The sequence below is a fragment of the Paenibacillus sp. JDR-2 genome (genome assembly GCF_000023585.1).
Classification (GTDB): domain Bacteria; phylum Bacillota; class Bacilli; order Paenibacillales; family Paenibacillaceae; genus Pristimantibacillus.
In genome coordinates, this window is the sequence record NC_012914.1 from 4519177 (window position 1) to 4543237 (window position 24061).

The window sequence follows — 24061 nt, forward strand, 5'->3', positions numbered from 1 at the left end:
GACCGGTTAATGGCAAACGGAGCATTTTAATGATTCTGGAAAACCTCATTCATTCAAGGAATCCCTGAGCAATGGCGATCGGAAGAACATTAAAACGCGCAGGTTGCTATTTAACCGCTATTCTCCTATCGTCTGGCGGTCAGGAGCCGAGTAGGCAATAATCATCCGGCATGGCTCCCAGCTTGTTACCGTAGCATTATGCGGGATGCCGCGGGGAATCCGCAGCATCATGCCCGGCTCCAGATGGAAAACTTCGTCTCCCAGCGTATGGTCGCATTCACCGGATAATACGAAGATAAGCTCTTCGCAATTGGGATGAATATGTCTGCCATTGGATTGACCCGCTTCAATATAGACCATTCCGAAGGTCATTTCCGACTCCGGGTCGATCTCCTGGCCGCATAACCAATGGATTTTCCCCCAATCCATCGGCAGGATACGCCCCTCTTCTTCCTTGCGCAAATCCGAGATTGTCGCCATATTAGTTCACCCTTTATCTTGTAGATTGCAAGCCTTGCTTCAGGAAGCTTATACACTCGGTTAATCCCTCGGCGATCTCCCCGCCGCTTTCTTCATCTGCCGAAATCCAGCCGCGGTAGCCAGTGTCCAATATCGCTTGGAATATCGGTTCAAAATAAATTTCTCCCCGGCCAAGGATCTGCCACTCTCCTGCCGCAAAGTCTTTCATATGATAGTTATCGATTACTCGAGCGTAGGCCCTGATCAACTCCGCAACATCTGTTATGCCCGATTTGACCAAATGAGCGGTATCAATCGTTAAGCCAATGTTCCCCGGCTGTATGCGGTCGAAAAAGATATCGAAGTCTTCCCTGTGCATAACCGGCTGGCCATAGTGGTGGTGAAGCGACAGCTTTAATCCGTATTGCAACGCTTCTTTTCCAAGCTCGGACAATTGCTCCGCATACCTTCGAATATCCTCCGCTCTCGTCTCGCTGCGGGATACGCCATGGCAAAATACGATAAGCTCCGTTCCGATCTTCTTGCCGAATCGGAACAACTCCCTTAGCTGGCGGACACCTTGCTCATCGATATGCCCTCCGGTTATCAGGGCGGAACCTATACCTTGCTTATGCCCCCATTCCTCCAGAAACCGCTCCGGTTGATGCAAATAGGGAGCGTACTGTCCGGCCTTCAGCTGCAGTCCGTCATAACCAGCCTTCGTAAACTCCTGAAAGAGATCACGGCATTCCTCTTCGGATGATGTTGGTCTGGAGAATGCATATTTGATTTTCATATTCTGATCCCGCTGCTAAGCCTAATAATCTGCGATTCAGCGGCCGAACGATAGGAAGCATCAAGAAGAGCAACGGTCTTTAAATTATCTTCCGCACTATTGCTTGCGACCGTTCCCGTCTCGATCCATGTCAGCAGCTGCTCGATATTATCAAGGCTGTTTTGTTCGCGGGAATAATGGTTATCCCATGTGCTATACGGATTGTGATCGCCACCCAGGTATAGTTCGGCCCGGTTATGGTTGCATTTCACCGTACCTTTCTCACCGATAACGATCATCTCCGTCCGGCTGATCCGCGAAGAAAAGCTTTGCGTATAGGTCACGATGGTACCGTTTTCAAATCTTAACTGAACGGTGGCATCCGTCTCGCCTTTGCAATTAATAGCCTCCGAGGAATTCATCAAAGAGACAACGGATTCGGCTTCACAGCCCAAGATCTGCCTGAAGCCGTCAAACCAATGAATGCCCATGACGGATAAGGCATGACGTTCCTGATTAAGCCGCCAGCCCGCATCCTGACGGAAGAACATTTCGTTAAATATGATCATGGTTACTTTGCCAATGGTTTGTTCGGCAACGATATTTTTCACGATTTCAAATGGATAATGGCGTCTGAAGTTCTGATTAACAGCTACGGGAACATTCAGCTGCTGTGCTTTTTCCGTAATTTCAATGGCGTCGCTTAACGTATCGGAGAACGGCTTTTCCACGAGTAGAGGAATTCCCGCTTCTAACAGCGGAATAACAACCTGCTTTCGAACGGAGGTAGGCGTACACACGACTGCCGCATCTACACCGCTGTTTTGAATAAAAGCATTCAAATCCGTAAATCGCTGCTCGATTCCGTATTTATCCGCGCGGGAATGAAGAATCTCTTCATTCGGATCGCAGATGGCCGTAATAGTTACGCGTTCCGGGTTTGCCTTGTAGCCTTCCAGGTGCAATTCAGAGACTCCGCCCGCCCCAACCAGGCCGACTTTAAATTTCTTCAACGCACTCCACCCCATTCAACGTATTTAAATTTAATTCAACAAGGTTGAATAATATCTCCATTATAATCCATCCCCTTCCATCCGGCAATCCGTATTTTTCGTTGAAATGGCTGGTGTTTTGGCGAAAGTATCGGTAAAGTTGTAAGTACATAGTAAACTGGATAACGCGAGGGATACAAATGGAATTGGGCAAAAGAATCCGATTAATCCGCAAAGAACAAAAACGGACGCAAGATGAAGTGTCCGCAGCCTGCGGCTTTACGAAAAGCATGCTCTCAAAGATCGAGAACGGCAGCACGATGCCGGCTGTCGCCACCCTTATGAAAATTGCTTCCGCGCTTGGCGTCAAAGTATCCGACCTGCTTGAACCGTCGCCAAAGAGCGGCACCGTCTACATAAACGCGTCGGACTATCAGGAACCCGAGAAATGGATCAAGACGGATAAGGGGTATTCTTTCTTTGCTTTTGCATCGGGCAGACGGGACAAGATCATGCAGCCTTACCTGTTTGTTGCCGAGCGCGGAGAAGTCAAAAGCCATGTCTTCTCTCACGAGGGCCAAGAATTTATTTATGTATTATCCGGTCAAATGAAATATAAGGTCGGCAGCACGGAATACGAAATGAACGCCGGGGACGGCATGTACTTCAATTCGCTGGAGGAGCATCTGGTCATCCCGGTCTCCGAGCAGGTCAAATATCTTGCAATCTTTACGGAAGATACGGGCAAACTTGAAGAAGAGTAAAAATTCCATCGTGTCTGCTGTTGACATCAAGTCAACTTTACGTTGTAACCTTGATTTCGCGAGGTGAGAATCACTTGTATCAAATTTCCGAGGTATCCAAGCTAATCGGCTTGCCAATCCCAACCATTCGCTATTACGAAAAATTTGGATTGATTGACGAGCCGGCAAAAAATGCCCGTGGATATAAAGTTTACGATGAATTGACGGTGGAATATCTGCAATTTATCGTCAATTTGAAAGATACGGATATGTCCTTGGAGCTTATCAAATTCTATGTTGACGCTTACCGGGCCAAAGACTATGCGCGATGTCACGAGATTCTTCGGGAGCACGCCGTCAAGATGGAGCTTGAGCTTGAGAAACGCCAAAGGATACTCGAAAAGGTGCAGTACAAGGTGACTCACTTCAGTAAACTTCGAGGTGGCGGTATTTAATGCAACAATCTATTCCATCCGGTTATTCGGCCAGAACAACGGCTAACCAAATCATAAAAGACATTGATTTGACAGGTAAAACCATCATCATCACCGGTGGATCTGCCGGTCTAGGCTTGGAATCGGCAAAAGCGCTTGCCGCGGCTGGCGCGACTGTGATTGTACCTGCAAGAAACGTCAACAAAGCAAGTCAAGCACTCACCGGCATACCTAACGTGGAGTTATATCCGGAAGAGATGGATCTGAGCAAGCGGGAAACGATTGAAGCTTTCAGCAGATGGTTTCAGTCTAGGAATGACAAGCTGGACATCCTGATTAATAGCGCTGGAGTGATGGCTATTCCGCTCTCCAGAGATGACCAGGGTAACGAAATGCAAATCTCGGCCAACTATTTAGGTCATTATCATTTAATTAATAACCTTCTCCCTCAGCTAAAAAAAGCGAACGGAGCCCGGGTTGTAACCTTATCTTCCCGAGCCCATTGGTATTCGGCGTTTAACTTCGAGGATCCTAACTTCGTTCATTCGGCTTACGACAAGTGGTTGGCTTACGGACAAGCGAAGACAGCCGCTGCCTTGCTCAGCGTTGCCGTAGACGAGCTGTTTAAACAAGATAACATCCGAGCTTTTACCGTTCACCCGGGCAGTATCGTTACCGGTCTCTCCCATGCGTTGTCGGAGGATGAACTCACGGCGTTTGGAGCCATCAAGGCAAACGGAGAACGCGGCTACGAGCGATACGACAACGAGAGAAAAACGGTTTCCGAAGGCGCGGCAACCGTCGTGTGGTGCGCGGTCAGTCCTCAATTAGACGGTTACGGCGGCGTTTATTGCGAGAACTGCGATATCGCCCCTTTGCATACGGATGACAGCATGACCTTTGGGGTAAAAGCTTGGGCGGTCGATAAAGCAGCAGCACGCAAGTTATGGGAAGAAACGCCGCGGTTGTTTAAATAAGTTTAGAAATAAAGCCCCGCACTTCACCTGAAATGCGGGGCTTTCCATTGATAGTTATACGCTTAAATCCACGTAAAACGGCGGCTTCACGCCAAGCAAACGAGCATACACGTACAGTTGGCCTTTGTGATGCGCCTCATGTCCGACTAATCGATGAAGGATTTCCAATACAGGTTCAGTAATATTCAAGGCTTTAACGCTTGCGATTCGTTTTAAATCCGATTCCGAGTAGGAAGCAAGTTTTTGCTCATGCTCATGGGTCAGCTGCTTCAGAAGCTCACGCGCTTCTGCCATTGTTGCAGGGACCGGAGGAATATTCATCTCGCGCTCCTCCATGCCCGCAAAGAAGAAATCCGGCGTCCAAGCTAAATGATGAATGAGCTCGAGCGTAGTCATAGCGCCATCCCAAGGGCTCCACGTTCCGCCCGATTCCGGCAGCATTTCCGCAAGCTCAAGCAATGCGTTGCGGTGCATCTTCCAGCTTTTCATCGCTTGTTGTCCAGCAGTAAGTTCAGTAATAACCATATCTATTCCTCCTAGATTCTATTTAGCCGGTATACTTCCCTGGATGCTAACCAGGCTTCGGCTGACCGGCGATATTCTTGATAATGCGAAGAAGCAAGATGCGCTTGCAAGGCGTCTTCATCTTTCCAAGTTTCATACAGCACGTATTGTTCCCGATGTTCCGGACTATTGTGCAAAATATAATCGATGCAGCCTCCTTCGGCACGTGAAGGCACTGCTACCTTCAACAGCTCGTCCCGAAGCTGCTGTTCGTTTCCTGCGCGGGCTTTCAGGATTGCAACTATGGTTATCATGTAAGCATGACCCCTTCTTGATTTAACGGTTTAATTGGGCAATAACCTCTTTTGCCGCGCTTTCCGTAGACTGTGGATTCTGACCGGTGATCAGATTCCCGTCTACCTGCACGTTATCGGTCCAATTAGGAGACAGGACAACGTTAGCGCCTAGTTCGCGAAGCTTGGATTCCAATAGAAACGGCATGTATTGGTCCAAGGTCGTTTCCCTTTCTTCCTCGTCGGTAAAAGCCGCAACGGTTTTCCCGGCAACCAACAGTTGGCCGTCCGACAATTGCACCCCTACAAGAGCAGCAGGTCCGTGGCACACGGCTGCCACTACTTTTCCCGCTTCATACAAGGTACGGATAATCGATTGCAGCAGCTCATTGCCTGGCATGTCGAACATGGTACCGTGACCGCCGGGAAGAAAAATGGCATCGTAAGAATCAATATCATTGACGAGACTAAGCTTTATCGTATCTGTAAGGAAACTAGCGGTATCCCGCAGTTCCTGCGATATTCCTTCCAGGCTTCTATGATCCAAAGGAGCTTGTCCGCCCAATGGGCTTGCGATTGTTATTTCGTATCCCTCGCCGCTAAATGCCACATAAGCTTCGCCAAATTCGGACAACCACAGGCCCGTTCGCTCCGTATCGCTTAATTTATCCGCGGTTGTAACCACCATTAGAACACGTTTCGTCATCGATAACAGCCTCCTTGACTAATATCTAAAATGATCTTTCCCGACCGAAAGTATTCGGCCAGTGAACATACTTTAACACTCCGTAAGGACGGTTTGTACTACCGTTAAGTTGGGAGGTCATAATGAATCGTTATGAGGCGCTATTTATTGATCAATATCTCGGCTAGTAAAACAAACAGCCTCAAAGACGCGAATTTCGCGCTTCGAGGCTGTAGTGTTCCTATTGGTTTTCGTTTTTTGTCACCAGCTTCAGCGGTGCCGGAATCGATTTTTCCACCTTTTTGCCCTGCAATACATCGTATGCGGCTTGCACGGCAAGCTGGCCGATAAGCTCCGGCTGCTGTGCGACGGTTGCCGTAAGTTTTCCTTCCGCAATCGACTTCAGCGCGTCTTCGTTGCCGTCAAAGCCGATTACCGGGATATCCTTGCCGGAGCTCCGGATCGCTTCAATGGCACCAAGCGCCATTTCATCGTTATGGGCGAAAACGGCTTGCACGTCGGGATTTGCCTGAAGAAGGTTTTCCATGACATTTAATCCCTTTGTACGGTCGAAGTCCGCCGTCTGCTTCGCAACTACTTTCAAATCCGTATCCGCAAGCTCGTGGAAGCCTTTCCCGCGTTCCCGGGTGGCCGAAGCGCCGGCGACGCCTTCGAGTTCGACTACCTTCGCCCCCTTGCCGAGCAGCTTCTCGATATATTCAGCCGCCATACGTCCGCCCTTCGCGTTATCCGAAGCGACAAGCGCTTCGACGTTCCCGCTGTCTGCGGAACGGTCCAGCGTAATAACGGGGATGCCAAGTTCGTTAGCCGATTGAACGACCGTCGAGATCGCCGCGGAATCGGTTGGGTTAATAAGAAGGACATTGACGCCCTTTTGCATCAGATCGTCGACATCGTTGCTCTGTTTGGCGGAATCGTTCTGCGCATCGACCACAATGGTCTCGATACCATGCTTTTTCGCTTCCGCAACAACGCCCTCCTTCATCGATACGAAGAACGGATTGTTTAAGGTCGAGACGGAGAGGCCAATCTTCATGTTCTTCACATCTCCGCCCGTATCGGGCTTCGCCCAGCTTGGCGGCTCCATCGAGCATCCCGTAATGAGGAAGATGAACAATGCCATCGCTAACAAAGAAAGCTTTTTCATAAACAATCTCTCCTTATGCCGATTTCTTTCTGTCAATGAGTACGGCGATCAATATGACAATTCCCTTAACAACCATCTGGTAGAAGGAAGATACGCCAAGCAGATTTAGACCGTTATTCAAGGTGCCAATGATAAGCGCGCCGATGAGCGTGCCGACGATACGCCCGCGGCCGCCCGAAAGGCTAGTCCCGCCAAGAACGACGGCAGCAATCGCGTCCAGCTCGTAGGAGGTGCCTGCCGTTGGCTGTGCCGAATTCAATCGGGAAGTAAGAATGGCGCCGGCCAGGGCGGATAGCATACCCGCCAAGGAATAGATCATGATTTTGACTCGCGTTACTTTGATGCCGGATACGATGGACGCTTTTTCGTTGCCGCCGATTGCGTAAGTTTTGCGTCCGAAGGCCGTCTTATGAAGAATAATCCACAAAGCCGCGAAGGTAAGAATCATGGTAATGGCCGGGACCGGAATGCCGAACATATACCCGCGTCCGAATAATTGAAATGCCATGCTGTCTCCCAGGCCCGTTATCGGATTACCGTTCGTGTATACGAGAGTAAGACCTCTGAAAATCGTCATGGTCGCCAAGGTAGCGATAAAGGGTGCCATCTTCCCTTTCGTAATCATAAGACCGTTTACCATCCCCATAACGCCGCCGACCATACAGCCGAGCAGAATGGCGATAATCGGATCAAAGCCGGCCAGCATCATATTTGCCACAAACGCGCTAGACAAGGCCAGGATGGAGCCAACCGACAAGTCGATGCCGCCCGTCAGAATGACAAAGGTCATGCCGAACGCAATCAAAGCGTTAATAGACACCTGTCTCAGAAGATTCAAAATATTAAGCGGTTCCAAAAAACTAGGATTCATAATCGATACGATCGCGATCAATAAAATCAAACCAAGCAAAGGCCCTAATTTTTGCGTAATTTGCGAAAGCGGAAAGCCGCTTTTTTCTTCATTTCCAGTTGTCATGTTACAGTCCCCCTGTCGCGAGCATCATAATATTCTCTTGCGTCGCTTCTTCTTTGCTCAGCTCTCCCGCGATGCGACCCTCATGCACAACCACAATGCGGTCGCTCATGCCAAGCACCTCGGGCAATTCCGACGATACCATGATGATCGCGACGCCATGTGCCGTCAGTTCGTTCATCAACTGGTAGATTTCCCGTTTAGCACCCACATCCACTCCGCGGGTCGGTTCGTCTAGAATAAGCAGTCTCGGTCCGATGCCTACCCACTTGGCGATTACAACCTTCTGTTGATTGCCGCCGGACAAATTGCCGACAGCCGTATCCGCCGTATGGGTTTTGATTTGCAGCCTTTTGATCAAGGCGTCAACAAACGTTTTCTCCTTATTGGAAGAGAGCAATCCCTTGGATGTGAAGCTGCTGAGGCTGGGAAGAACCATATTATCTCTCACGGAGAAGTCAAGAATAAGCCCTTCATCCTTTCTGTCCTCCGTGATAAAGCCAATCCCTAGCTTGACGGCATCCACCGGCTTCCGGATGGAGGCTTTCTTGCCGAAGAAACGGATTTCGCCGCCGTCCAGCCTGTCCAGGCCAAACAAAGCTCTCATCATCTCCGTGCGGCCTGCCCCCATTAAACCGGAGAAGCCTACGATTTCACCCGCATGAACTTGGAAGCTGACATTTTCGAACAAGCCTTTTCGCGAGGCTTGTTTTACTTCCAACACGGTATCACCGGGATTTGGTGTTCGAGCGGGATATCGTTCCGTTAGCTCCCGGCCTACCATTTTTCTTACGACCTCATCGAAATTCGTTTCGGGAATAAGCTTTGTATCAACGGTACGGCCATCCCGCATGACGGTGATGCGATCGCAGATTTCGAAGATCTCCTCCATCCGGTGCGAGATATAAACGATGGAAACGCCGTTCTTCTTCAGTGCTTCAATGACATCGAACAGCTTTCTTATCTCTCTTTCCGTCAGAGCCGAAGTTGGTTCGTCCATAATGATGACTTTGGTGTCCGTTAACAAAGCTTTGGCGATTTCGATCATTTGCTGCTGGCCGACCGAACAGGACCCGGCCAAGGCGCTTAACGGAATATCCACGGCTAAGCGTTTGAATTGCTCCTTCGCCAGATCTCGCATTTTCTTTTCCTTCAACAACCCCCAATTGCCGGACATCTCGCGTCCGATGAACAGATTCTCCAGCACGGTCATATCCGGCCAAACATGGAGCTCCTGATGGATAAAAGCTATCCCGTTACGTTCCGCTTCCTTCGGGTTTGCGAAATACGTTTCTTTCCCTTCGATCAGAACCGTTCCTTCGTCTTTGGCATGCAGACCCGTCAATATATTCATCAAGGTGGATTTGCCTGCCCCGTTCTCCCCCATAAGGGCATGAACCTCGCCTGCGACCAAATCGAAATCGACGCCGGAGAGCACTTGGTTGCCGCCAAAAGCTTTATGAATGCCTTTCATCTCAATGTGCATGCTGGCTCCTCCTCTTATCCAAAATTAACTCCTGCCTTCAATATCACATTCGCGTACGGTTTCGCTTCGCCCGTGCGGATGACGGCTTTAGCTTCGCGAGTTAGTCGTTTAAACTCCTCGTGCGGGCATCTCCCGATCTCCAGGCCATGAAACTTCCGTTCTATAAATTGAAGCGTATCCCGATTAGCCGTACTAATCTCTTCGGCCAGAATCACTTTCTCGACAGTCATGTCCGCCACTACGGCGTTTACGGTATCTTCAAAGCTAGGTGTGCCAAGCGTCAGCGCCAGATCGATCTTCAGTACGCCCTCAGGGACGGGAAGGCCGACATCCGCGATCACCAGCGTGTCGGTATGGCCGAGATCGGCCAGTACTTTGGCAATATGGCTGTTCAGTATGCCTTGCTTCTTCATCTTACATCTGCTCCTCTACTTCTCTCCGTATTGGCATGCCGCCCTGCGCGCCGAATTTCGTGACGGACAGGGAAGCGGCACGGTTAGCAAACTTCACGCAATCGCGAATCGGCCTTCCCTCCGCGAGCGCGACGGCAAACGCGGCGTTAAAGGTATCTCCCGCACCGGTCGTATCGACGGCTTCGACCTTGTAGGAAGGAACCAGCACCTCTTGTTGCCCATCAAAGAATCGCACTCCCCGGCTGCCTTCCGTGATAAACAGCTTGTTCGGATAACGGCGCAATGCTTCGGATAAGCTAAGGCCGGGAAACAAAACCCTTGCTTCATGCTCGTTTGGCGTCAAATACGTCGCATTCGCAATCAGCTCTTCCGTGAGCGGACGAGCCGGAGCGGGATTCAGCAGCAGCGGCAATTGCATTTCCTTGCAAAGTTCACCTACATATGCGACGGTTTCCTCCGGAATTTCCTGCTGGATTAATAGGATGTCGGCTTTGTGGAACGCTTCCTTGCATTTTTCAATAAAAGCCGGGGTCACTTCATTGTTCGCCGCAGGAACAACAACGATACTATTGTCGCCTTCCGCGAGTACAATATGTGCAGTTCCGCTCGCCATATGTGTAACCGGTTCCACATATCCGTTAAAAACATTATTCATTCTAAAATTGTTTAAAATTTCTTGACCGTAAACATCGTCTCCTACGCGTCCAATCATCGTTACTTCTGCGCCTAGACGCGCAGCGGCAATCGCCTGATTAGCCCCCTTGCCTCCCGGAACGGTGGCAAAACCTTCCCCGAGAACCGTTTCTCCTGCCCCGGGACGCCTCGCCGCCGTTACGACGAGGTCGACCGATGAACTTCCGACTACTATTATTTTTGCCATTGCATTTCCGCCTTTCTGGTTGTATCCCGTTCCGCAAACGTTACGGGCATCTGAATGGTTGGTTCATCCACTACTTCATTTTCGATCAGCCGAATGAGCAGGCTGGCCGCCGCTTTTCCCATATCGTAAGCCGGCTGGCGAATTGTCGTAAGCGACGGAGTCAGCAAACGGCTGAGCGGAATATCGTCAAAGCCGATAATCTGCACGTCCTCCGGGACTTTCTTTCCTAGCCTAAGTGCTTCATGCAAGACGGCGGCCGCTACAATGTCGTTGCTCGCGATAACGCCGTCAGTCTCCGGATACCGCTCGAACAATTCCCTTGCCCATGTCCCCGCATCCGTAAAGGAGAACGACGAGGTTTGAATGACGTTAAATACGATGCCCCGTTCCCCCAAAGCTTCAACCGCCCCTTCGTAACGGTCCTGAGCAGGCCGGATATGCCTTGGTCCCCGCATAACGGTTACCCGCCGGCTGCCGCGATCGGCAATTTCCCGCGCTGCCATTCTTCCGCCTTCCCGTCCATCCGAATAGACGGAAGGACGGTTATCCGCTGTCCGGTCCAGAAACACGACGGGAATGTTCAGCTTCCGGTACATGTCGCTGTCGGGAAAGTTCGTGGAAGCGATGATGCCAACCACGTTATTCTGTACGAAGGTTTGGATATATTCCTTCTCCTTCGCTTTATTCTCGTCGCTGTTGCCGAAGATGATCCGGAACTCATTGCGCTGCATCTCATCCTCCACCCCGCGCGCAAGCTCGGGAAAGAATGGATTCGCTATGTCCGGCAGCAGCAAGCCGGTCAACCGCGACTTTCGTTTATATAAAGATCTTGCGACTTCATTTGGCGTATAATGAAGCTCCTTGATAGCGGTTTCAATTTTCTTGCGCGTATCTTCGTGCACATAACCCGTATCGTTAATCATCCGCGACACGGTCGCGACCGAAACGCCTGCATGCTTCGCTACGTCTCTAATGGTTGCCATATCGTCTTCTCTCCTCAATGTGGAACCGTTTACACATTTAAAATAGCATATCGAAATCCTTTTGACAAGCAGGCATCTTTTTGCAATATTAACCAAACGCTTTTATACGGAGTCAAAAATAAACCCCAATTGTCTGTTAACGGATTTTTCCCGCGTTATGGCCGAGATCCGGCGTACCGTTCCGAAATCGGCAATAGGAATCGCTTTTGTCGTATTCTTCATTTGAATAATAAAGATTTCCGGCAAAATAGAAATCCCCAAATTAGCGTGAATATAGCCCAATATGCTTTGTCCGAGCTCAAATTCCAAAGCTATATTCATTTTCTCGTTTCTTCCGGAAAACTCCTGATCAATCAACATCCTAACGTCACAGCCTTCAGTCAACATAACAAAATTCTCATGCTTGATTTCATCAAAGAATACTTCGTCTTTACTTCCGTAAACAGGATGGTCGACATTTACAAACATAAAGAACTTTTCCGAAAAAACCGGAGTGGAGAAAAAGGAGTGGTTCACCTCCCTATCATCAAATAAAGCGGCATCGATGATGCCGTTTTCCAGACTGGTCAATAAATCGTAGAAACAATAAAATACTCTGAATTTTATGTCTAACTGTCCTTTAGCCTGCTGACTCCGCGCAATTTGACCTGGAAGAAAGATCGTCGCTATACTTGGCCAAGAACCTATTGTGAGGTCGGATTTCCCCTCGTCCTGAATTAGCGCAATCTCCCGTCGAATGGCATTCATATCGTTTAAAATATTTTTGCTTCCTTCAAGCAAAATTTGTCCAGCCTGTGTTAAAGTGACGCCTGTAGTCGACCGAAGCAATAATTGAGCTCCCAGCTCCACTTCCAAATTGCGAATTTGCTTGCTTAACGCGGGCTGGCTGATATGCAGGAATTCGCTGGCTTTCGTTAAGCTCTTCATCTCTGCGATCTGACGAAAGGCCACCAGCCACTCTATTCTCATATGCATTCCACCTCATTTTCTCATTTTTCGCATCGAAAACACTGCCCCTGACAGTCCGTTTTAAACTTCCCTTGGAAAACTTGATGTATTCCCTGGAGAAGGATAAAAAAAGACCAGGGCGCGAGAAAAAATATCCGCGCTTCCTGGTCTTTACTTCTTTATGAATTAATTGCACTTGCTATAGCCGCAGTTGCTGCATTGCTTGCAGCCTTCGATATTGATCAGCGAAGCCGATCCGCAGGATGGGCATAGGTCTCGCGAGGTCACCTCGCCGTGCTTATGCGAATCCTCCGCAGCAGGTGCTGCAGCAAAGGCTACGGCTGAAGCTGCTTTTACAGGCTCGTAAGCAGCCGCCTGCTCGTTGGTGCTCTCGATATGAATCTCCAGCGCCTTCGCAACCGCGTCCGCGATTGATTCTACGCGGTTTGCTCCAAAGCCGATGGCTCCGGTGCCGCCAATGCCTTTAAGATGCTTGATCAGCAGTTTCACTTTGTTGCCGTGATCCCCGTAACGGAGGAACAAGGAGCAGACGCGGCCTAGCGCTTCCGCCATCGCGAATACGTCGGAACCGGCTTTGCCTACGTTCAGGAAGATCTCGCCCGGAATACCGTTCAGATCGTTAATCGTGATATAGGCCATACCAAATGGCGTGTTTACTTTATAGGTTGCCCCGCGAAGAATTTGCGGACGGCGTTTGTACTGCTTGTCGAATTCCTGCTCTACCTGCGGCGATTCTTTTGCATTAAGAGTCGTATTCAGATTCTCGAGTTTATCTTCCTCTTTCACCGCTTCCGCTGCCGCAGCGGCTTCGCCAGCCGCATCCGGTTTTTCATCGTCTTTCTTCGTCGACAATACCTGAACGTCGCGGCTGCCGTCGCGATAGATCGTAACGCCTTTACAGCCTAGATCAAACGCCATCTCGTACAGCTCTTTTGTTTCTTCAACCGTAAAGTCGCTTGGACAATTCGCCGTCTTCGAGATCGAGCTGTCAACCCAGCGCTGAATCGCCGCTTGCACTCGGATATGATCCTTCGCCGACAAATTCATCGCCGTTACGAAGTAATCCGGCAGCTCTTCGCCCGGGTGAGCGTCCTTCCAAGCCTGCGCGATTGGCACCAGCTGTTTATCGAAGCCGAGACGGCTCTGACGGAAATACTCGAACGCAAAATACGGCTCGATGCCTGTCGAGGTCCCTACCATCGTACCGGTGCTGCCTGTTGGAGCCTGCGTAATAACGGTCACGTTGCGCATGCCTTTGGCCAGAACCGCTTCGCCTACCTCAGGGAATTCCGACACCATGTTTTTCATAAACCCGCTTTGCAGAAACTTCTCCGCGTCAAACGCTTCGAACGAGCCTTTCTCCGAAGCGATCTCCGCCGAAGCGAGATAAGCCTCCCGTGCCATAAAACCATATATTTTATCGAGGAATAGAAGAGATTCCGGACTGCCGTAACGGACGCCCAGCTTGATCATCAGCTCGGCAAGCCCCATCGTGCCAAGGCCAACGCGGCGCTCCTTCTTCTGATTCTTCTCATTTTCTTCGAAATGGTAAGGGGTTGTATCAATAACGTTATCGAGGAAGCGAACGGACCACTGGGTTACCTTCCCCAGCTCCTCCCAATTCACGTCATGCTTGCTCTCATCGTAAAATTTGGACAGATTAATCGCAGACAGGTTGCAGACGCCCCAGCCTGGCAGCCCTTGCTCGCCGCAAGGATTCGTGCAAATAATCGGATTGAAATACCAGCTGTTCGACATCTGGTTGTAATACTCCATAAAGACGACGCCTGGCTCAGCGGACTTCCACGCCGATTCAATAATCGTATGCCATACATCGCGTGCGCGAACCGTTTTATAATGGACAACCTTCTTGCCGAGCTTCTTCCATGCCTCCAGATCTCCGTCCCACAGCTCGTCGTAATCCGTTTCCTTGGTATCCGGGAATACGAGCTCCCAATCCAGGTCTTCCTTCACGGCTTTCATAAACGCATTGCTTACGCATACCGAGAGGTTCGCATTCGTCACTTGCCCCATTGTTTGCTTAACCGTAATGAAATCAAGCACATCCGGATGCCAGTCGTTAATCATGAGCATGAGCGCGCCTCTGCGGCTGCCGCCCTGCTCAATCAGGCCGGTTGTATAGCTAAACAGGCCTCCCCAGGATACGGCACCGCTCGAGGATCCGTTAACACCGGCAACAACAGCCCGTCTAGGACGCAGCGAAGACAGGTTGATCCCCACGCCGCCGCCGCGCGCCATGATTTCCGTCATCTCCGACAGTGTTGTCATAATGCCGCCGCGGCTGTCCTTTGGCGAAGGAATAACGTAGCAGTTGAACAATGTCAATTCGTCGCTTGCGCCGGCACCGGCAGCAATACGGCCGCCCGGAACAAGCTTCCAGTCATCCAGAATGTAACGGAACCTTTCCGTCCAGGTACGCCGCTTCTCTTCGCCTTGCTCGACGCCAGCCATCGCACCGGCTAGACGGTTCCACATCTCTTCCGGAGTCTTCTCTATAGTAAGCGTGAGTTTCTCCACGCTGGATGTTACGGTGTCCCCGCTTCTAAGCTTAACGGTTACTTCATCGCCGCTGCGTCCGGTGACTTCCCCGACCTCTTTGGCCGGAAATTTCGGATCATCCTTCGTCAGGACCAGTACGACATCCCCTACTGCCGTATTCTTTGTGTCCGCGTTTTTCCAAGCATAACGGTCCAAAAATATTTTTTCGCTAAGGCCTTCCAATTTCTGCGTCATTGCCATCCGATTGGTCCTTCCTCCCATGTCCCTTATATCGCATACACACCTCTTATCGCATGTGTCGGGCACCATATATTGTGTGTACTACTTATTATACTATACTACATATCGGTATCCACAGCTGTTTTTACCTATTTCGCCGCTTTTCTCCGCTTACATTGGCTATTCTCTTTCTATTGCTTGTCTTATCGCTAATTTTACTGCTTATTTACTAAGATTTGATGAAAAAGGCCATACTAGTGACAACTATCTCTATTCGCAAAAGGAGCTGCCTATCGTGACCTTTACTATGAATGATCAGGCGAATGTGAATCCCGCCTCTACGGAAGCTAATATGGTCCGGCGCAAGCTTCATCCGCTTGTTGACCTGCAATGTGACCGCACCTGGTTCGACGAGCTTCAGAACCGGGTCGCCAAGAATGGTCCATGGGACGATTGGACGCTCTATCAGCTGACGATGGAAGCCGAACAGGCCAAGCGGGTCGACAGCTTCGAGCAGCTGCAATGTTTGCGAACGCTTCCATCCTTCGAGCCGATGCCTCATCAGGTGGATACGGCACGCAAGGTTGTTCACGAGATGGGCGGCCGCGCAATTCTCGCCGATGAAGTTGGACTTGGCAAAACGATTGAAGCCGGTCTGGTCATCAAAGAATACATGGTGCGCGGTCTCGTCCGAAAAGCTCTTATTCTTGTTCCCGCTTCCCTCGTCTTGCAGTGGGTGAGAGAGCTGAATTCGAAGTTTGGCATCTCGGCCGTCGCGCAAAAGAAAGAGCATACCTGGCAATACGACGTTGTGGTTGCTTCTATAGATACGGCCAAGCGTGATCCGCACCGCGAGATTATTCTGGGCCAGGATTACGACATGATCATTATCGACGAAGCGCATAAGCTCAAGAACAAAAAGACGACAAACTACCAATTTGCGCTCCAGCTCCGCAAAAAATATTGCCTTCTTCTGACGGCTACCCCGATTCAGAACGATCTGGATGAGTTATATAACCTTATTACCCTGCTTAAGCCCGGCCAGCTAGGCGGTCAAAGCGAGTTCGCAGCCAACTTCGTTGTCGACAAGCGTCTGCCGAAAAATGAAGATCAGCTGCAGGATGCGTTGTCCACCGTCATGATCCGCAACAGGCGCGGAGATGGCGGCATATCGTTCACCAAGCGCGTCGTAAAAAATATCCCGCTGGAGCTGTCTTCCGAAGAGAAGGCTCTCTATGACGCGGTGACGGCATTCGTTCGGGACCGTTACAAGGAAGACGGCGTCGATATGATGAGTATGCTTCCGCTTGTTACGCTGCAACGCGAAGTATGCAGCAGCCGGGACGCCGTATTTATTACGCTTGTTAATCTGTTCAAGAAAACGGCTGAGGATTCCCCGATCCGTCCGAAAATCTGGGAGCTGGTCGAATTTATCAAGCAGATCAAAGCCAATACCAAAGCGGAAAAAGTAATGGAGCTCATTCAGCAGATTAACGATAAAGTCATTATTTTCACCGAGTACCGGGCGTCGCAGGAATATCTGCTGCAGTTCTTCCGCTCGCACAACATTTTGGCCGTACCTTACCGGGGCGGCATGAACCGCGGTAAAAAAGACTGGATGATGGATCTGTTCCGCGGCCGCGCCCAAGTGCTTATCGCTACCGAAGCCGGCGGCGAAGGGATCAACCTGCAGTTCTGCCATAACATGATTAACTTCGACCTTCCCTGGAATCCCATGCGCGTCGAGCAGCGGATCGGCCGCGTTCACCGGCTTGGACAAAAGGAAGACGTCAAAATCTATAATCTGTGCACGCTCGGTACCATCGAAGAGCATATCGTGAACCTGCTGCATGAGAAAATCAATCTGTTTGAGCTTGTAATCGGGGAACTCGACCATATTCTCGAACGATTCGAAACGGATGCCGGCTCCATCGAACAGCAGCTGGCAAGAATGCTGCTCGAATCCGAAGGAAACGCCGTTCATCTGGAGGAAAGGCTTAATCATTTGGGCTCCTCCATATCCAAGCTTCGTGATGAGACGGAAACGCCGGAGACGCCTCAAGGACCAACCATCCTTGCCCAGATGACCTCTCTGGGCCAGAAAGTCGAGGTGAGACCGTGAATTCGAAGCAAGTCCACAAATATGTACAGCGGTTTCTTGAAGCCACGCAATGCTCGATATTGGAGAAGTCTCCTGCACACTTCACGGTTAAGCTCTCGCCTGCTGCCGACCGTGAACTGACGAACCGTCCCTTCTACTGGAGCTTTGTCGACCGCACGGGCTCCGAACCGGAGACGATGTCTTATCTGTTCGTAACAGACAAGGAGAAATACGAGGAGGACCTTGCTGCTCCGCCGCCAACACCTGGCCCAGCAACGACGGCCGTGGATGCGGCGTTAAACCGTTCCTTCGGATTCGTGAACAACAATATGGCCAGCGGTATCCGCACGCCAAGGGAAGATCTCTATTTCGGCTCCCGCAAGCTGGAGCAGCTGTTTGGCGCAGCCAAAAACTCCGGCAGCTACGTGAATCTTTTCCAGGAGCCGGAACGACGCTCCAGCACTCCGTTCCAATCGACACCCTACACCGTATGGCTTGGGGTAAATATGCGTGTCGAATTCGCTTGCGACAGGAAGCGCGAGGAAATTCACAGCTATGGCGTCTCTCTCGCAACGGGACTCGTGGTCGAGAACTTCTATGACCGCCTTAAAAATTTAAAGCTGACGCCGCGGCTGCCCTCGAATATCCATTTGACACGCAACGGCCTGTCCTACGCCAAGGCATTAGGCGTTATCGAGACTTCGCTTGAACGCAAGCTAAGAAATTACGACTATACCTGGGCTGCCGATGCCGCGGCAAGGCTGGAGGAAGAGCTCGATAGGATCCGGCATTATTATGATCCGATGATCAAGCACGCCGAGGAGGAAGCTAAGGAAGCCATCGAGGAGCAATTCAACCAGCGCCAGACCGAGATCAAATGGCAGTATGAGCCGCGGGTGACGGCTTCCGCCATTAACTGCGGTATTTTCCACCTGGAAGGCATTGAATAGAGACAATCAGACGGCATTCGCAGCAATACGCCAAAAATAGAACAACCGATTGAGGTACGCCCGCGACAGGTTCCAACAGCCTTCTGCGGGCTTGTCCAATATAATGAGACCATGTCAGAAACAGATGCAAAAGAAAGAAAGGATGTGCCAGGGTGAAAAAGTGGATTCGACAAACGGTTATAGCCGCATTGGTGGTGTCAACATTCCTTGTCACGGCTCAAACCCTTCAGGCGGAATCAATGCCGTCCGTAACGGCTCAGCAGGAAACGGAGCTTCACTCCACCGTACGAGGCTGGATGGACGAGCTTGCGAAATTACCTGAGTTCAAAGCGTGGAATCATGCCGAATTTACCGTGTCGCCTCTTGGCCCGGGTACGCATAGCTGGATAGCGATTGTGAAGGATAAAGGTCAACCGGCCGGATACTTGGTTATTCAGGCCAAGGAAAATGGCGGGTTTGCGCTTGGGGAATACGGAACGGGGGAATACTTGTTTGACCAGACAACGCTGCATCAATCCCTTGCGCAGCTGGAGCTTCTCTCCTCTTTGCCTAATACGAACCAAGCTTTATATATTCATCCGTTACTAGCCGTCTGGGACGTAAACGGTTCAGCGGAAAATACGTATTTGGACGGTATGAGCGGTGAATGGCTGCCGCTGCAAAAAGCAGCGTTAGAGAAAACAGCCAAGGCCGAAGAAGGACTTGCCGCACGTTACGCCCTGCAGGGCAACACCGTGATCAAGAGAGCCGTGAAAAGCCGTTCTTTTGATCCGTATAGCGAAATGCCGTGGCTGACTGAAAAACCTATAACAGCGTCCGCTGAGGATACCGGTATCGTGCTCAAAGCGTTAAGCTCCAAAACGCCTCTGCGTTTTACGGTAGAGCGCTTTAATAAAGAGATGCTTTATGTGTGGTCGGTAACCGGCTATCACAGCTGGGGGGATGGCAATGTTTATGCCGCTCTGGAAACAGATGAGCTCGGCAGCAGCACAAGGTACATTCCCCTCAAGCTTCTTGCCGAGCTCGGTCACTTCTATCGCTAACGTTCCGTACGGCCTTTCCACCATAGCAATACGCTTGCTCCGCCCCATCCGAACCAGCGCGACAGCCAATGCTCCCTTGCAGCCTTGGCTGTCGCTTTGGCTGCTTTACGTTCATCCCTCGGCGTCTCGATGTAGTTCACAAATTCCACGGTCACGTATTTGATCAGATCATGTCCATTTGCCACTGCACGATCACCTCGTCGGTTTATTTGTTACTAAAAGTTTGCCCGGAATGTCCAGATCGTAAACATGCATGAGTTTTCCTTCAATAAGCCACGCTATCGATAGCTGCTTTACACGCAAGTCTTGGCATATTGAAGGAGGAATTCAAATTGTTTGTCATGCGGATTGCCATTTTTGTGTTTATCGGCTTGCTTAGTCTTGCGCCCGAGCTGTCGGCTGCCGTTCCGGAAAACAAACAGCAAATCGCACATGCTCCCGAGGACGGTTGGACGATGCCTTCGGCTATCGTGTTAATTGATGCCGGCCACGGCGGAATTGACGGTGGCGCAACAGCCGGCAATACCTTGGAAAAAGATATAAATCTGGCCATCGCCCAGAAGCTGTACCTTCTTCTTAATAGTCAAGGCATTCCCGCCGTATTGAATCGCACCGGTGATTATGCGCTTAGCGAAGAGAACCGGTGGCATGTAAGCAAATCGCGCCATAAACGCGATTTATCGCAACGCCGCCAGTTAACCGACGAGATCGAGACAACCATGCTGGTCAGCCTTCACGTAAACTGGACCAAGGACAGATCCAAGCATGGTCCGCTTGTTCTGCATCAGTCTACCGGCGAAAGCGCGCTTCTTGCTTTTTGCATACAGGATACGCTGAACAGACAACAGCAAACCTCGTTTTACCCGAGGGAGGGCAAGCCTTTCTATTTACTGCGGAAGGTTGATCAGCCTGCGGTTATTGTTGAAATGGGCTTTATTAGCCATGAAGGCGACCGGTCGATGCTCACCGACCCTCGCGAGCAGCTTCGCGTTGCCTCGGCAATCGCCTCAGGGATTCGGCAGTATAAATGGATCACCCGATAATGAAGGAACCAGCTCAGACAGCTTGACGAATTGAACCTGGCCGTCTGATTGCATCGCTGGAATGGATGCTTTGAGGACGGCTGCCGTTTTTTTGCCCGGAGGTCCAACATGGCCAATAACAATGCAGGTATCATGGGATTCCAAATGCTTTTTCGCAATCGTCATTTGTTTCGACACATGCTGCTCCGTATATACATCATCAAGGAATACGTTGTTTGCGAGTGCCGGCACGCCAAGCTCCTCCGTTACTTTGGGCACAACCGTTTTGAATGTCGTACGGCTGTCGAGGAAAAATAATCCCCGCTCCTTGCAGACCGAAAGGACGATGCGCATAATCCGTTCGTCAGCCGTAATTTTGGAACCCATGTGATTGTTCATGCCTACCGCATACGGAACGTCATCAATGGCATCTTCTACCCGTTTCTTAATCTCTTCATCGCTGAGGTCAGCCGTAATTGCTCCTGGACCCAGCCAATTTTTTTGCCCTTTATTAGGCTCCATCGGCATATGCACAATGACATCATGTCCAAGGCGATGCGCTTCTTCGGCATCCTTTTTGGTAGTTGGCATAAACGGCATAATCGCTACCGTAAATTTAGCTGGCAGCTGCAGCATCTCTTCCGTGCCGTTCATACCGTTGCCGAAATCATCAATTACAATCGCAAACTGTCTTGCGGACTTCGCTTGTTCTTCCTCTGCGGCCATCACTCGTCCCGCACCGGCGGGCATAAATAACACGAGTGCAATGATCCAAATGACAGCTGCCCTTTTAGGTTTGTTCACGTCATACACCCTTTCCCTTTTATCCTCTTCATTGTTTGTCCAACCGAGGAAAAATATGCTGAATTTTGCAACTTTATTAGATGTGTTGACGAATGAAACCCGTACATGCTACCATAAGGGACGTAATAAGGCATGCGGTCGTGGCGGAATTGGCAGACGCGCTAGATTCAGGTTCTAGTGGTGTAACAGCCGTGGAGGTTCGAGTCCTCTCGACCGCACCATACATAAAGGGTTCCAGCGCATGAGCTGGAGCCTTTTTCTTTGTTTAACTTATTCTTAACAAATTGCTTGACTCTTCTCATCAGATAATGTTATGATATTTTTCGTTGGCAACAACATTTGCGGTCGTGGCGGAATTGGCAGACGCGCTAGATTCAGGTTCTAGTGGTGTAACAGCCGTGGAGGTTCGAGTCCTCTCGACCGCACCATACATAAACAGTTAGAGGTTTTGGTCAGTCTAGCGATAGACAACCAAAACCTTTTTTGTGTACATCGCTACGCAAAAAAAGCAGGAAACCCTGTGTGACAGAGTTTCCTGCTTAACTTGCTACTCAGCAGAACCGCGTTCGCTTGAGGCAAGCTCAAAGCGGTAATTGCGGCTCAGCCTGACGACCCGCCTGTTGTGACGGCGGATGACAACCGTAGCATCATCCCAAGCGACAACGATTCCTACCACGTCGTTCACTTCCATCTCGTCCCGAACGACACGGATCTTCTCGCCGCTTTGGCGAAACTGATCCAACTGCTCTTCACTAATCACCGCTTATACCTCCGTACGGACTAACCGACATGCTCCTTGGAATCATTGGTTTCATACCATTCATCGAGCACTCTCGAAGACATGACGCGCTTTGCGATATATTCTGCCTGACGTTCCGTAAATTGACCTTTCCATTCCTCACCGAGCTCTTCGCAAAGCTTCACAATAGTAAGAAGCTCCGACCATGCAACATAACGCTTGTACCAGAAAAATTGCGGATGCTCAATCATATAAGGATACAAATCATCAAATTCCGTATGCTTGCAATCTAGTGCGCGTTCGAAGTGAATTTTCGCGTCACCCAGTTTCGCAGTCAAAAATTCAGATGTTATCATTGCCGCTGCCTCCCCTCGGTTCCTTCACCCTCATTATAACTTAGTCGAACTGAATTTGCCCGTTTTTCAAAGAAGTAACATTTACTAGCGACTCTACCCGTACACCTTGCTCGCGAAGGGTTCTTGAACCGGCCTGGAAGGATTTCTCGAGTACAATCCCCATGCCTACCAGCTCTGCGCCGGATCTTTCAATGATCTTGATCAGCCCTCGGGCTGCATCGCCGTTTGCAATAATATCGTCGATAAAGAGCACTTTATCCTCAGCCGACAAAAACTGCTTCGACACCATAATATCGGTCACCATCCCTTTTGTAAAGGACGGAACACGCTCCGAATAAGCATCCGGATCCGCGATTAAAGTTTTCTTGCGACGTGCAAATACAAGTGGTACACCTAGTACGTACGCCGTAGCATAAGCAACGGGAATACCAGAGGATTCAATCGTAACGACTTTCGTTATTTTCTCGTCAGCAAACCGTTTTGCGAATTCATGTCCCATTTCCATCGTAAGAGCAGGATCGACCTGGTGGTTAAGTATGGAATCCAGCCGCAGCACATCGCTCGAAAGTACCGATGCTTGCTCTAAAATTCGTTCTTTTAAAATATCCATCGTCATTTCCCTCCACCAAAATCTCTTTTCGATAACTTACCATAGGATAGGCAAACAACGCAACCCGGCTCTTTCAAATTTTTTATCGAAGCAGGAGAGGAATCATTTTATATAGAAGAGATATATAATGCAAAGCAACTTCTTCCAGATATGGACGTTAAGAAAGATAAGATTTCAGGACAAAAAGCGACCCAAAAGGAGCGCAATCGCATGAACAAGACGAAAAGAACATACCATGCAGCAAAATGGACGGCCGCAATGGCCCTTTCCCTCATAGCGACAACAGGCTGTTCGAGCACAATGAACTCGGAATCTCCATCAAGCGTGCAGTTAGCCGAGCATTCATCGGACACTTATCCAACGGGGGACAGTCCGCAGAAGACCTACTCTCAAGGGCAGGATAGCGGGAAATACGGCAAAGAGCCTGAAGCAAGCGGCGCAAATACATCCGGCGGCGATACAAGCGCGGAATCTTCCGGCAAAAGCACTTCCCCGTCCGGCACTGGCACAGCAAGCAAACAGCAGCAATGGGACGCCTCCCATCCGGTTATGCTTGGACTTAAGATAGGCGATTCCGATATGAAAGTATCCGAGCGCTATGGCAAAGCAACTGATGTCTACAGCCTGAAAGACGATTCGGAGACAATAGAGGTTCGCGAATACAAAGGTTTTGCCGTGGGGATCAACGAGGATAAAGCAATCCAATACATAGAGGTATACGATAAGTCGGTTGCAACCGGACTTAGCGGCGTTCGTGTCGAGGACAAAACGGAAACTCTGCTTAAAGCGCTTGGAAAACCAACTTCCCAGAACAGCTACATTATTACTTACCAAGGAAAAGACTCGCTGCTCAAATTTGATCTGGATCCGGATCATAACAAGATCGTATCCATTAAACTGTTAGCGGCCGCCTAGCAAGCCCTCCAATCTGGAAGTTGCTGTCATGCCCGTCCCTATTTGGAC

At 50.1% G+C, this 24061-nt stretch carries 27 protein-coding genes and 2 tRNA genes; 10 read left to right on the forward strand and 19 right to left on the reverse strand.

Features of this window, described 5'->3' with window-relative positions; all coding sequences use genetic code 11:
* Nucleotides 1-117: 117 nt before the first annotated feature.
* From PJDR2_RS20030 to PJDR2_RS20040, 3 genes are read right to left on the reverse strand one after another with little or no spacing between them, the layout of a single operon-like run.
* Complete coding sequence (locus tag PJDR2_RS20030) at nucleotides 118-480, reverse strand: cupin domain-containing protein (protein ID WP_015845544.1); 363 nt, start codon at nucleotides 478-480, stop codon at nucleotides 118-120.
* Between the two features lie 13 nt (nucleotides 481-493).
* Nucleotides 494-1255 (reverse strand): sugar phosphate isomerase/epimerase family protein, encoded by a 762-nt coding sequence (locus PJDR2_RS20035; protein WP_015845545.1) that lies wholly within the window; start codon nucleotides 1253-1255, stop codon nucleotides 494-496.
* A complete protein-coding gene (locus PJDR2_RS20040; RefSeq protein ID WP_015845546.1) occupies nucleotides 1252-2247 on the reverse strand; it encodes a Gfo/Idh/MocA family protein in 996 nt (331 codons plus the stop codon). Before PJDR2_RS20040 ends, PJDR2_RS20035 begins: the two co-directional genes overlap by 4 nt.
* A 179-nt stretch (nucleotides 2248-2426) precedes the next feature.
* Between PJDR2_RS20040 and PJDR2_RS20045 the strand changes: the two genes are divergently transcribed.
* The 3 genes from PJDR2_RS20045 (at nucleotide 2427) to PJDR2_RS20055 (ending at nucleotide 4380) form a co-directional block, all read left to right on the forward strand.
* Nucleotides 2427-2990: a helix-turn-helix domain-containing protein gene (locus tag PJDR2_RS20045; RefSeq protein ID WP_015845547.1), complete on the forward strand. Its 564-nt coding sequence runs from the start codon at nucleotides 2427-2429 to the stop codon at nucleotides 2988-2990.
* A 74-nt stretch (nucleotides 2991-3064) separates the two neighbouring features.
* A complete protein-coding gene (locus PJDR2_RS20050; protein ID WP_015845548.1) occupies nucleotides 3065-3424 on the forward strand; it encodes a MerR family transcriptional regulator in 360 nt (119 codons plus the stop codon).
* Entirely contained in the window at nucleotides 3424-4380 is a 957-nt protein-coding gene (locus tag PJDR2_RS20055) for an SDR family NAD(P)-dependent oxidoreductase (RefSeq protein WP_015845549.1), read from the forward strand. The genes PJDR2_RS20050 and PJDR2_RS20055 overlap by 1 nt, the downstream gene beginning before the upstream one ends.
* Nucleotides 4381-4434: 54 nt before the next feature.
* Here the strand turns inward: PJDR2_RS20055 and PJDR2_RS20060 are convergent, their stop codons facing one another.
* From PJDR2_RS20060 to PJDR2_RS20110, 11 genes are all read right to left on the reverse strand, one after another.
* Nucleotides 4435-4905, reverse strand: a complete 471-nt coding sequence (locus tag PJDR2_RS20060) for a DinB family protein (protein WP_015845550.1) — start codon at nucleotides 4903-4905, stop codon at nucleotides 4435-4437.
* An 11-nt stretch (nucleotides 4906-4916) separates the two neighbouring features.
* Nucleotides 4917-5198: a putative quinol monooxygenase gene (locus PJDR2_RS20065; RefSeq protein WP_015845551.1), complete on the reverse strand. Its 282-nt coding sequence runs from the start codon at nucleotides 5196-5198 to the stop codon at nucleotides 4917-4919.
* 22 nt (nucleotides 5199-5220) lie between these two features.
* On the reverse strand, nucleotides 5221-5883 hold the full coding sequence (locus PJDR2_RS20070; RefSeq protein ID WP_015845552.1) for a type 1 glutamine amidotransferase domain-containing protein: 663 nt from the start codon (nucleotides 5881-5883) through the stop codon (nucleotides 5221-5223).
* Nucleotides 5884-6103: 220 nt separating this feature from the next.
* Nucleotides 6104-7030, reverse strand: coding sequence for a ribose ABC transporter substrate-binding protein RbsB (rbsB, locus tag PJDR2_RS20075; RefSeq protein ID WP_015845553.1), 927 nt, complete (start codon nucleotides 7028-7030; stop codon nucleotides 6104-6106).
* A gap of 13 nt (nucleotides 7031-7043) precedes the next feature.
* Nucleotides 7044-8006, reverse strand: coding sequence for a ribose ABC transporter permease RbsC (gene rbsC, locus PJDR2_RS20080; protein ID WP_015845554.1), 963 nt, complete (start codon nucleotides 8004-8006; stop codon nucleotides 7044-7046).
* Between the two features lies 1 nt (nucleotide 8007).
* Nucleotides 8008-9489: a sugar ABC transporter ATP-binding protein gene (locus PJDR2_RS20085; RefSeq protein ID WP_015845555.1), complete on the reverse strand. Its 1482-nt coding sequence runs from the start codon at nucleotides 9487-9489 to the stop codon at nucleotides 8008-8010.
* 14 nt (nucleotides 9490-9503) lie between these two features.
* Complete coding sequence (gene rbsD / locus PJDR2_RS20090) at nucleotides 9504-9902, reverse strand: D-ribose pyranase (protein ID WP_015845556.1); 399 nt, start codon at nucleotides 9900-9902, stop codon at nucleotides 9504-9506.
* Nucleotide 9903: 1 nt separating this feature from the next.
* Nucleotides 9904-10782 carry a ribokinase gene (gene rbsK, locus PJDR2_RS20095; RefSeq protein WP_015845557.1) on the reverse strand — a complete coding sequence of 293 codons (879 nt, stop codon included), beginning with the start codon at nucleotides 10780-10782 and terminating at the stop codon, nucleotides 9904-9906.
* The gene (locus PJDR2_RS20100) at nucleotides 10770-11765 is read right to left on the reverse strand and encodes a LacI family DNA-binding transcriptional regulator (RefSeq protein WP_015845558.1); all 996 of its coding nucleotides are present in this window, start codon (nucleotides 11763-11765) and stop codon (nucleotides 10770-10772) included. The genes rbsK and PJDR2_RS20100 overlap by 13 nt, the downstream gene beginning before the upstream one ends.
* Before the next feature lie 102 nt (nucleotides 11766-11867).
* Nucleotides 11868-12734: a LysR family transcriptional regulator gene (locus PJDR2_RS20105; protein WP_015845559.1), complete on the reverse strand. Its 867-nt coding sequence runs from the start codon at nucleotides 12732-12734 to the stop codon at nucleotides 11868-11870.
* A gap of 165 nt (nucleotides 12735-12899) precedes the next feature.
* A complete protein-coding gene (locus PJDR2_RS20110) occupies nucleotides 12900-15494 on the reverse strand; it encodes an adenosylcobalamin-dependent ribonucleoside-diphosphate reductase (protein WP_015845560.1) in 2595 nt (864 codons plus the stop codon).
* 331 nt (nucleotides 15495-15825) lie between these two features.
* Between PJDR2_RS20110 and PJDR2_RS20115 the strand changes: the two genes are divergently transcribed.
* The 3 genes from PJDR2_RS20115 (at nucleotide 15826) to PJDR2_RS32005 (ending at nucleotide 19567) form a co-directional block, all read left to right on the forward strand.
* On the forward strand, nucleotides 15826-17595 hold the full coding sequence (locus tag PJDR2_RS20115) for a DEAD/DEAH box helicase (protein ID WP_015845561.1): 1770 nt from the start codon (nucleotides 15826-15828) through the stop codon (nucleotides 17593-17595).
* Entirely contained in the window at nucleotides 17592-18524 is a 933-nt protein-coding gene (locus tag PJDR2_RS20120; protein WP_015845562.1) for a YqhG family protein, read from the forward strand. Before PJDR2_RS20115 ends, PJDR2_RS20120 begins: the two co-directional genes overlap by 4 nt.
* A 152-nt stretch (nucleotides 18525-18676) precedes the next feature.
* On the forward strand, nucleotides 18677-19567 hold the full coding sequence (locus PJDR2_RS32005) for a hypothetical protein (RefSeq protein ID WP_150106526.1): 891 nt from the start codon (nucleotides 18677-18679) through the stop codon (nucleotides 19565-19567).
* On the opposite strand, the gene PJDR2_RS20130 is transcribed toward PJDR2_RS32005, so the two are convergent.
* A complete protein-coding gene (locus PJDR2_RS20130) occupies nucleotides 19564-19752 on the reverse strand; it encodes a YqzE family protein (protein WP_015845564.1) in 189 nt (62 codons plus the stop codon). The two genes, PJDR2_RS32005 and PJDR2_RS20130, sit on opposite strands and share 4 nt — an antisense overlap.
* Before the next feature lie 147 nt (nucleotides 19753-19899).
* On the opposite strand from PJDR2_RS20130, the gene PJDR2_RS20135 reads away from it, so the two are divergent.
* A complete protein-coding gene (locus PJDR2_RS20135) occupies nucleotides 19900-20610 on the forward strand; it encodes an N-acetylmuramoyl-L-alanine amidase family protein (protein WP_015845565.1) in 711 nt (236 codons plus the stop codon).
* Here the strand turns inward: PJDR2_RS20135 and PJDR2_RS20140 are convergent.
* Nucleotides 20575-21402, reverse strand: coding sequence for a divergent polysaccharide deacetylase family protein (locus tag PJDR2_RS20140; RefSeq protein ID WP_015845566.1), 828 nt, complete (start codon nucleotides 21400-21402; stop codon nucleotides 20575-20577). The genes PJDR2_RS20135 and PJDR2_RS20140 overlap by 36 nt on opposite strands.
* A gap of 125 nt (nucleotides 21403-21527) precedes the next feature.
* Here PJDR2_RS20140 and PJDR2_RS20145 point away from each other — a divergent pair.
* Nucleotides 21528-21614 (forward strand) — tRNA-Leu (locus PJDR2_RS20145).
* Between the two features lie 120 nt (nucleotides 21615-21734).
* A tRNA-Leu gene (locus tag PJDR2_RS20150) sits at nucleotides 21735-21821 on the forward strand.
* A 119-nt stretch (nucleotides 21822-21940) separates the two neighbouring features.
* On the opposite strand, the gene PJDR2_RS20155 is transcribed toward PJDR2_RS20150, so the two are convergent.
* The 3 genes from PJDR2_RS20155 to PJDR2_RS20165 are packed head-to-tail and all read right to left on the reverse strand — an operon-like array spanning nucleotide 21941 to nucleotide 23098.
* Nucleotides 21941-22153 (reverse strand): hypothetical protein, encoded by a 213-nt coding sequence (locus PJDR2_RS20155; protein ID WP_015845567.1) that lies wholly within the window; start codon nucleotides 22151-22153, stop codon nucleotides 21941-21943.
* Between the two features lie 20 nt (nucleotides 22154-22173).
* Nucleotides 22174-22488, reverse strand: coding sequence for a hypothetical protein (locus PJDR2_RS20160; protein WP_015845568.1), 315 nt, complete (start codon nucleotides 22486-22488; stop codon nucleotides 22174-22176).
* Nucleotides 22489-22528: 40 nt separating this feature from the next.
* A complete protein-coding gene (locus PJDR2_RS20165; protein WP_015845569.1) occupies nucleotides 22529-23098 on the reverse strand; it encodes a xanthine phosphoribosyltransferase in 570 nt (189 codons plus the stop codon).
* A gap of 210 nt (nucleotides 23099-23308) precedes the next feature.
* Between PJDR2_RS20165 and PJDR2_RS20170 the strand changes: the two genes are divergently transcribed.
* Nucleotides 23309-24013, forward strand: coding sequence for a hypothetical protein (locus PJDR2_RS20170; protein WP_015845570.1), 705 nt, complete (start codon nucleotides 23309-23311; stop codon nucleotides 24011-24013).
* Nucleotides 24014-24061 lie beyond the last annotated feature (48 nt).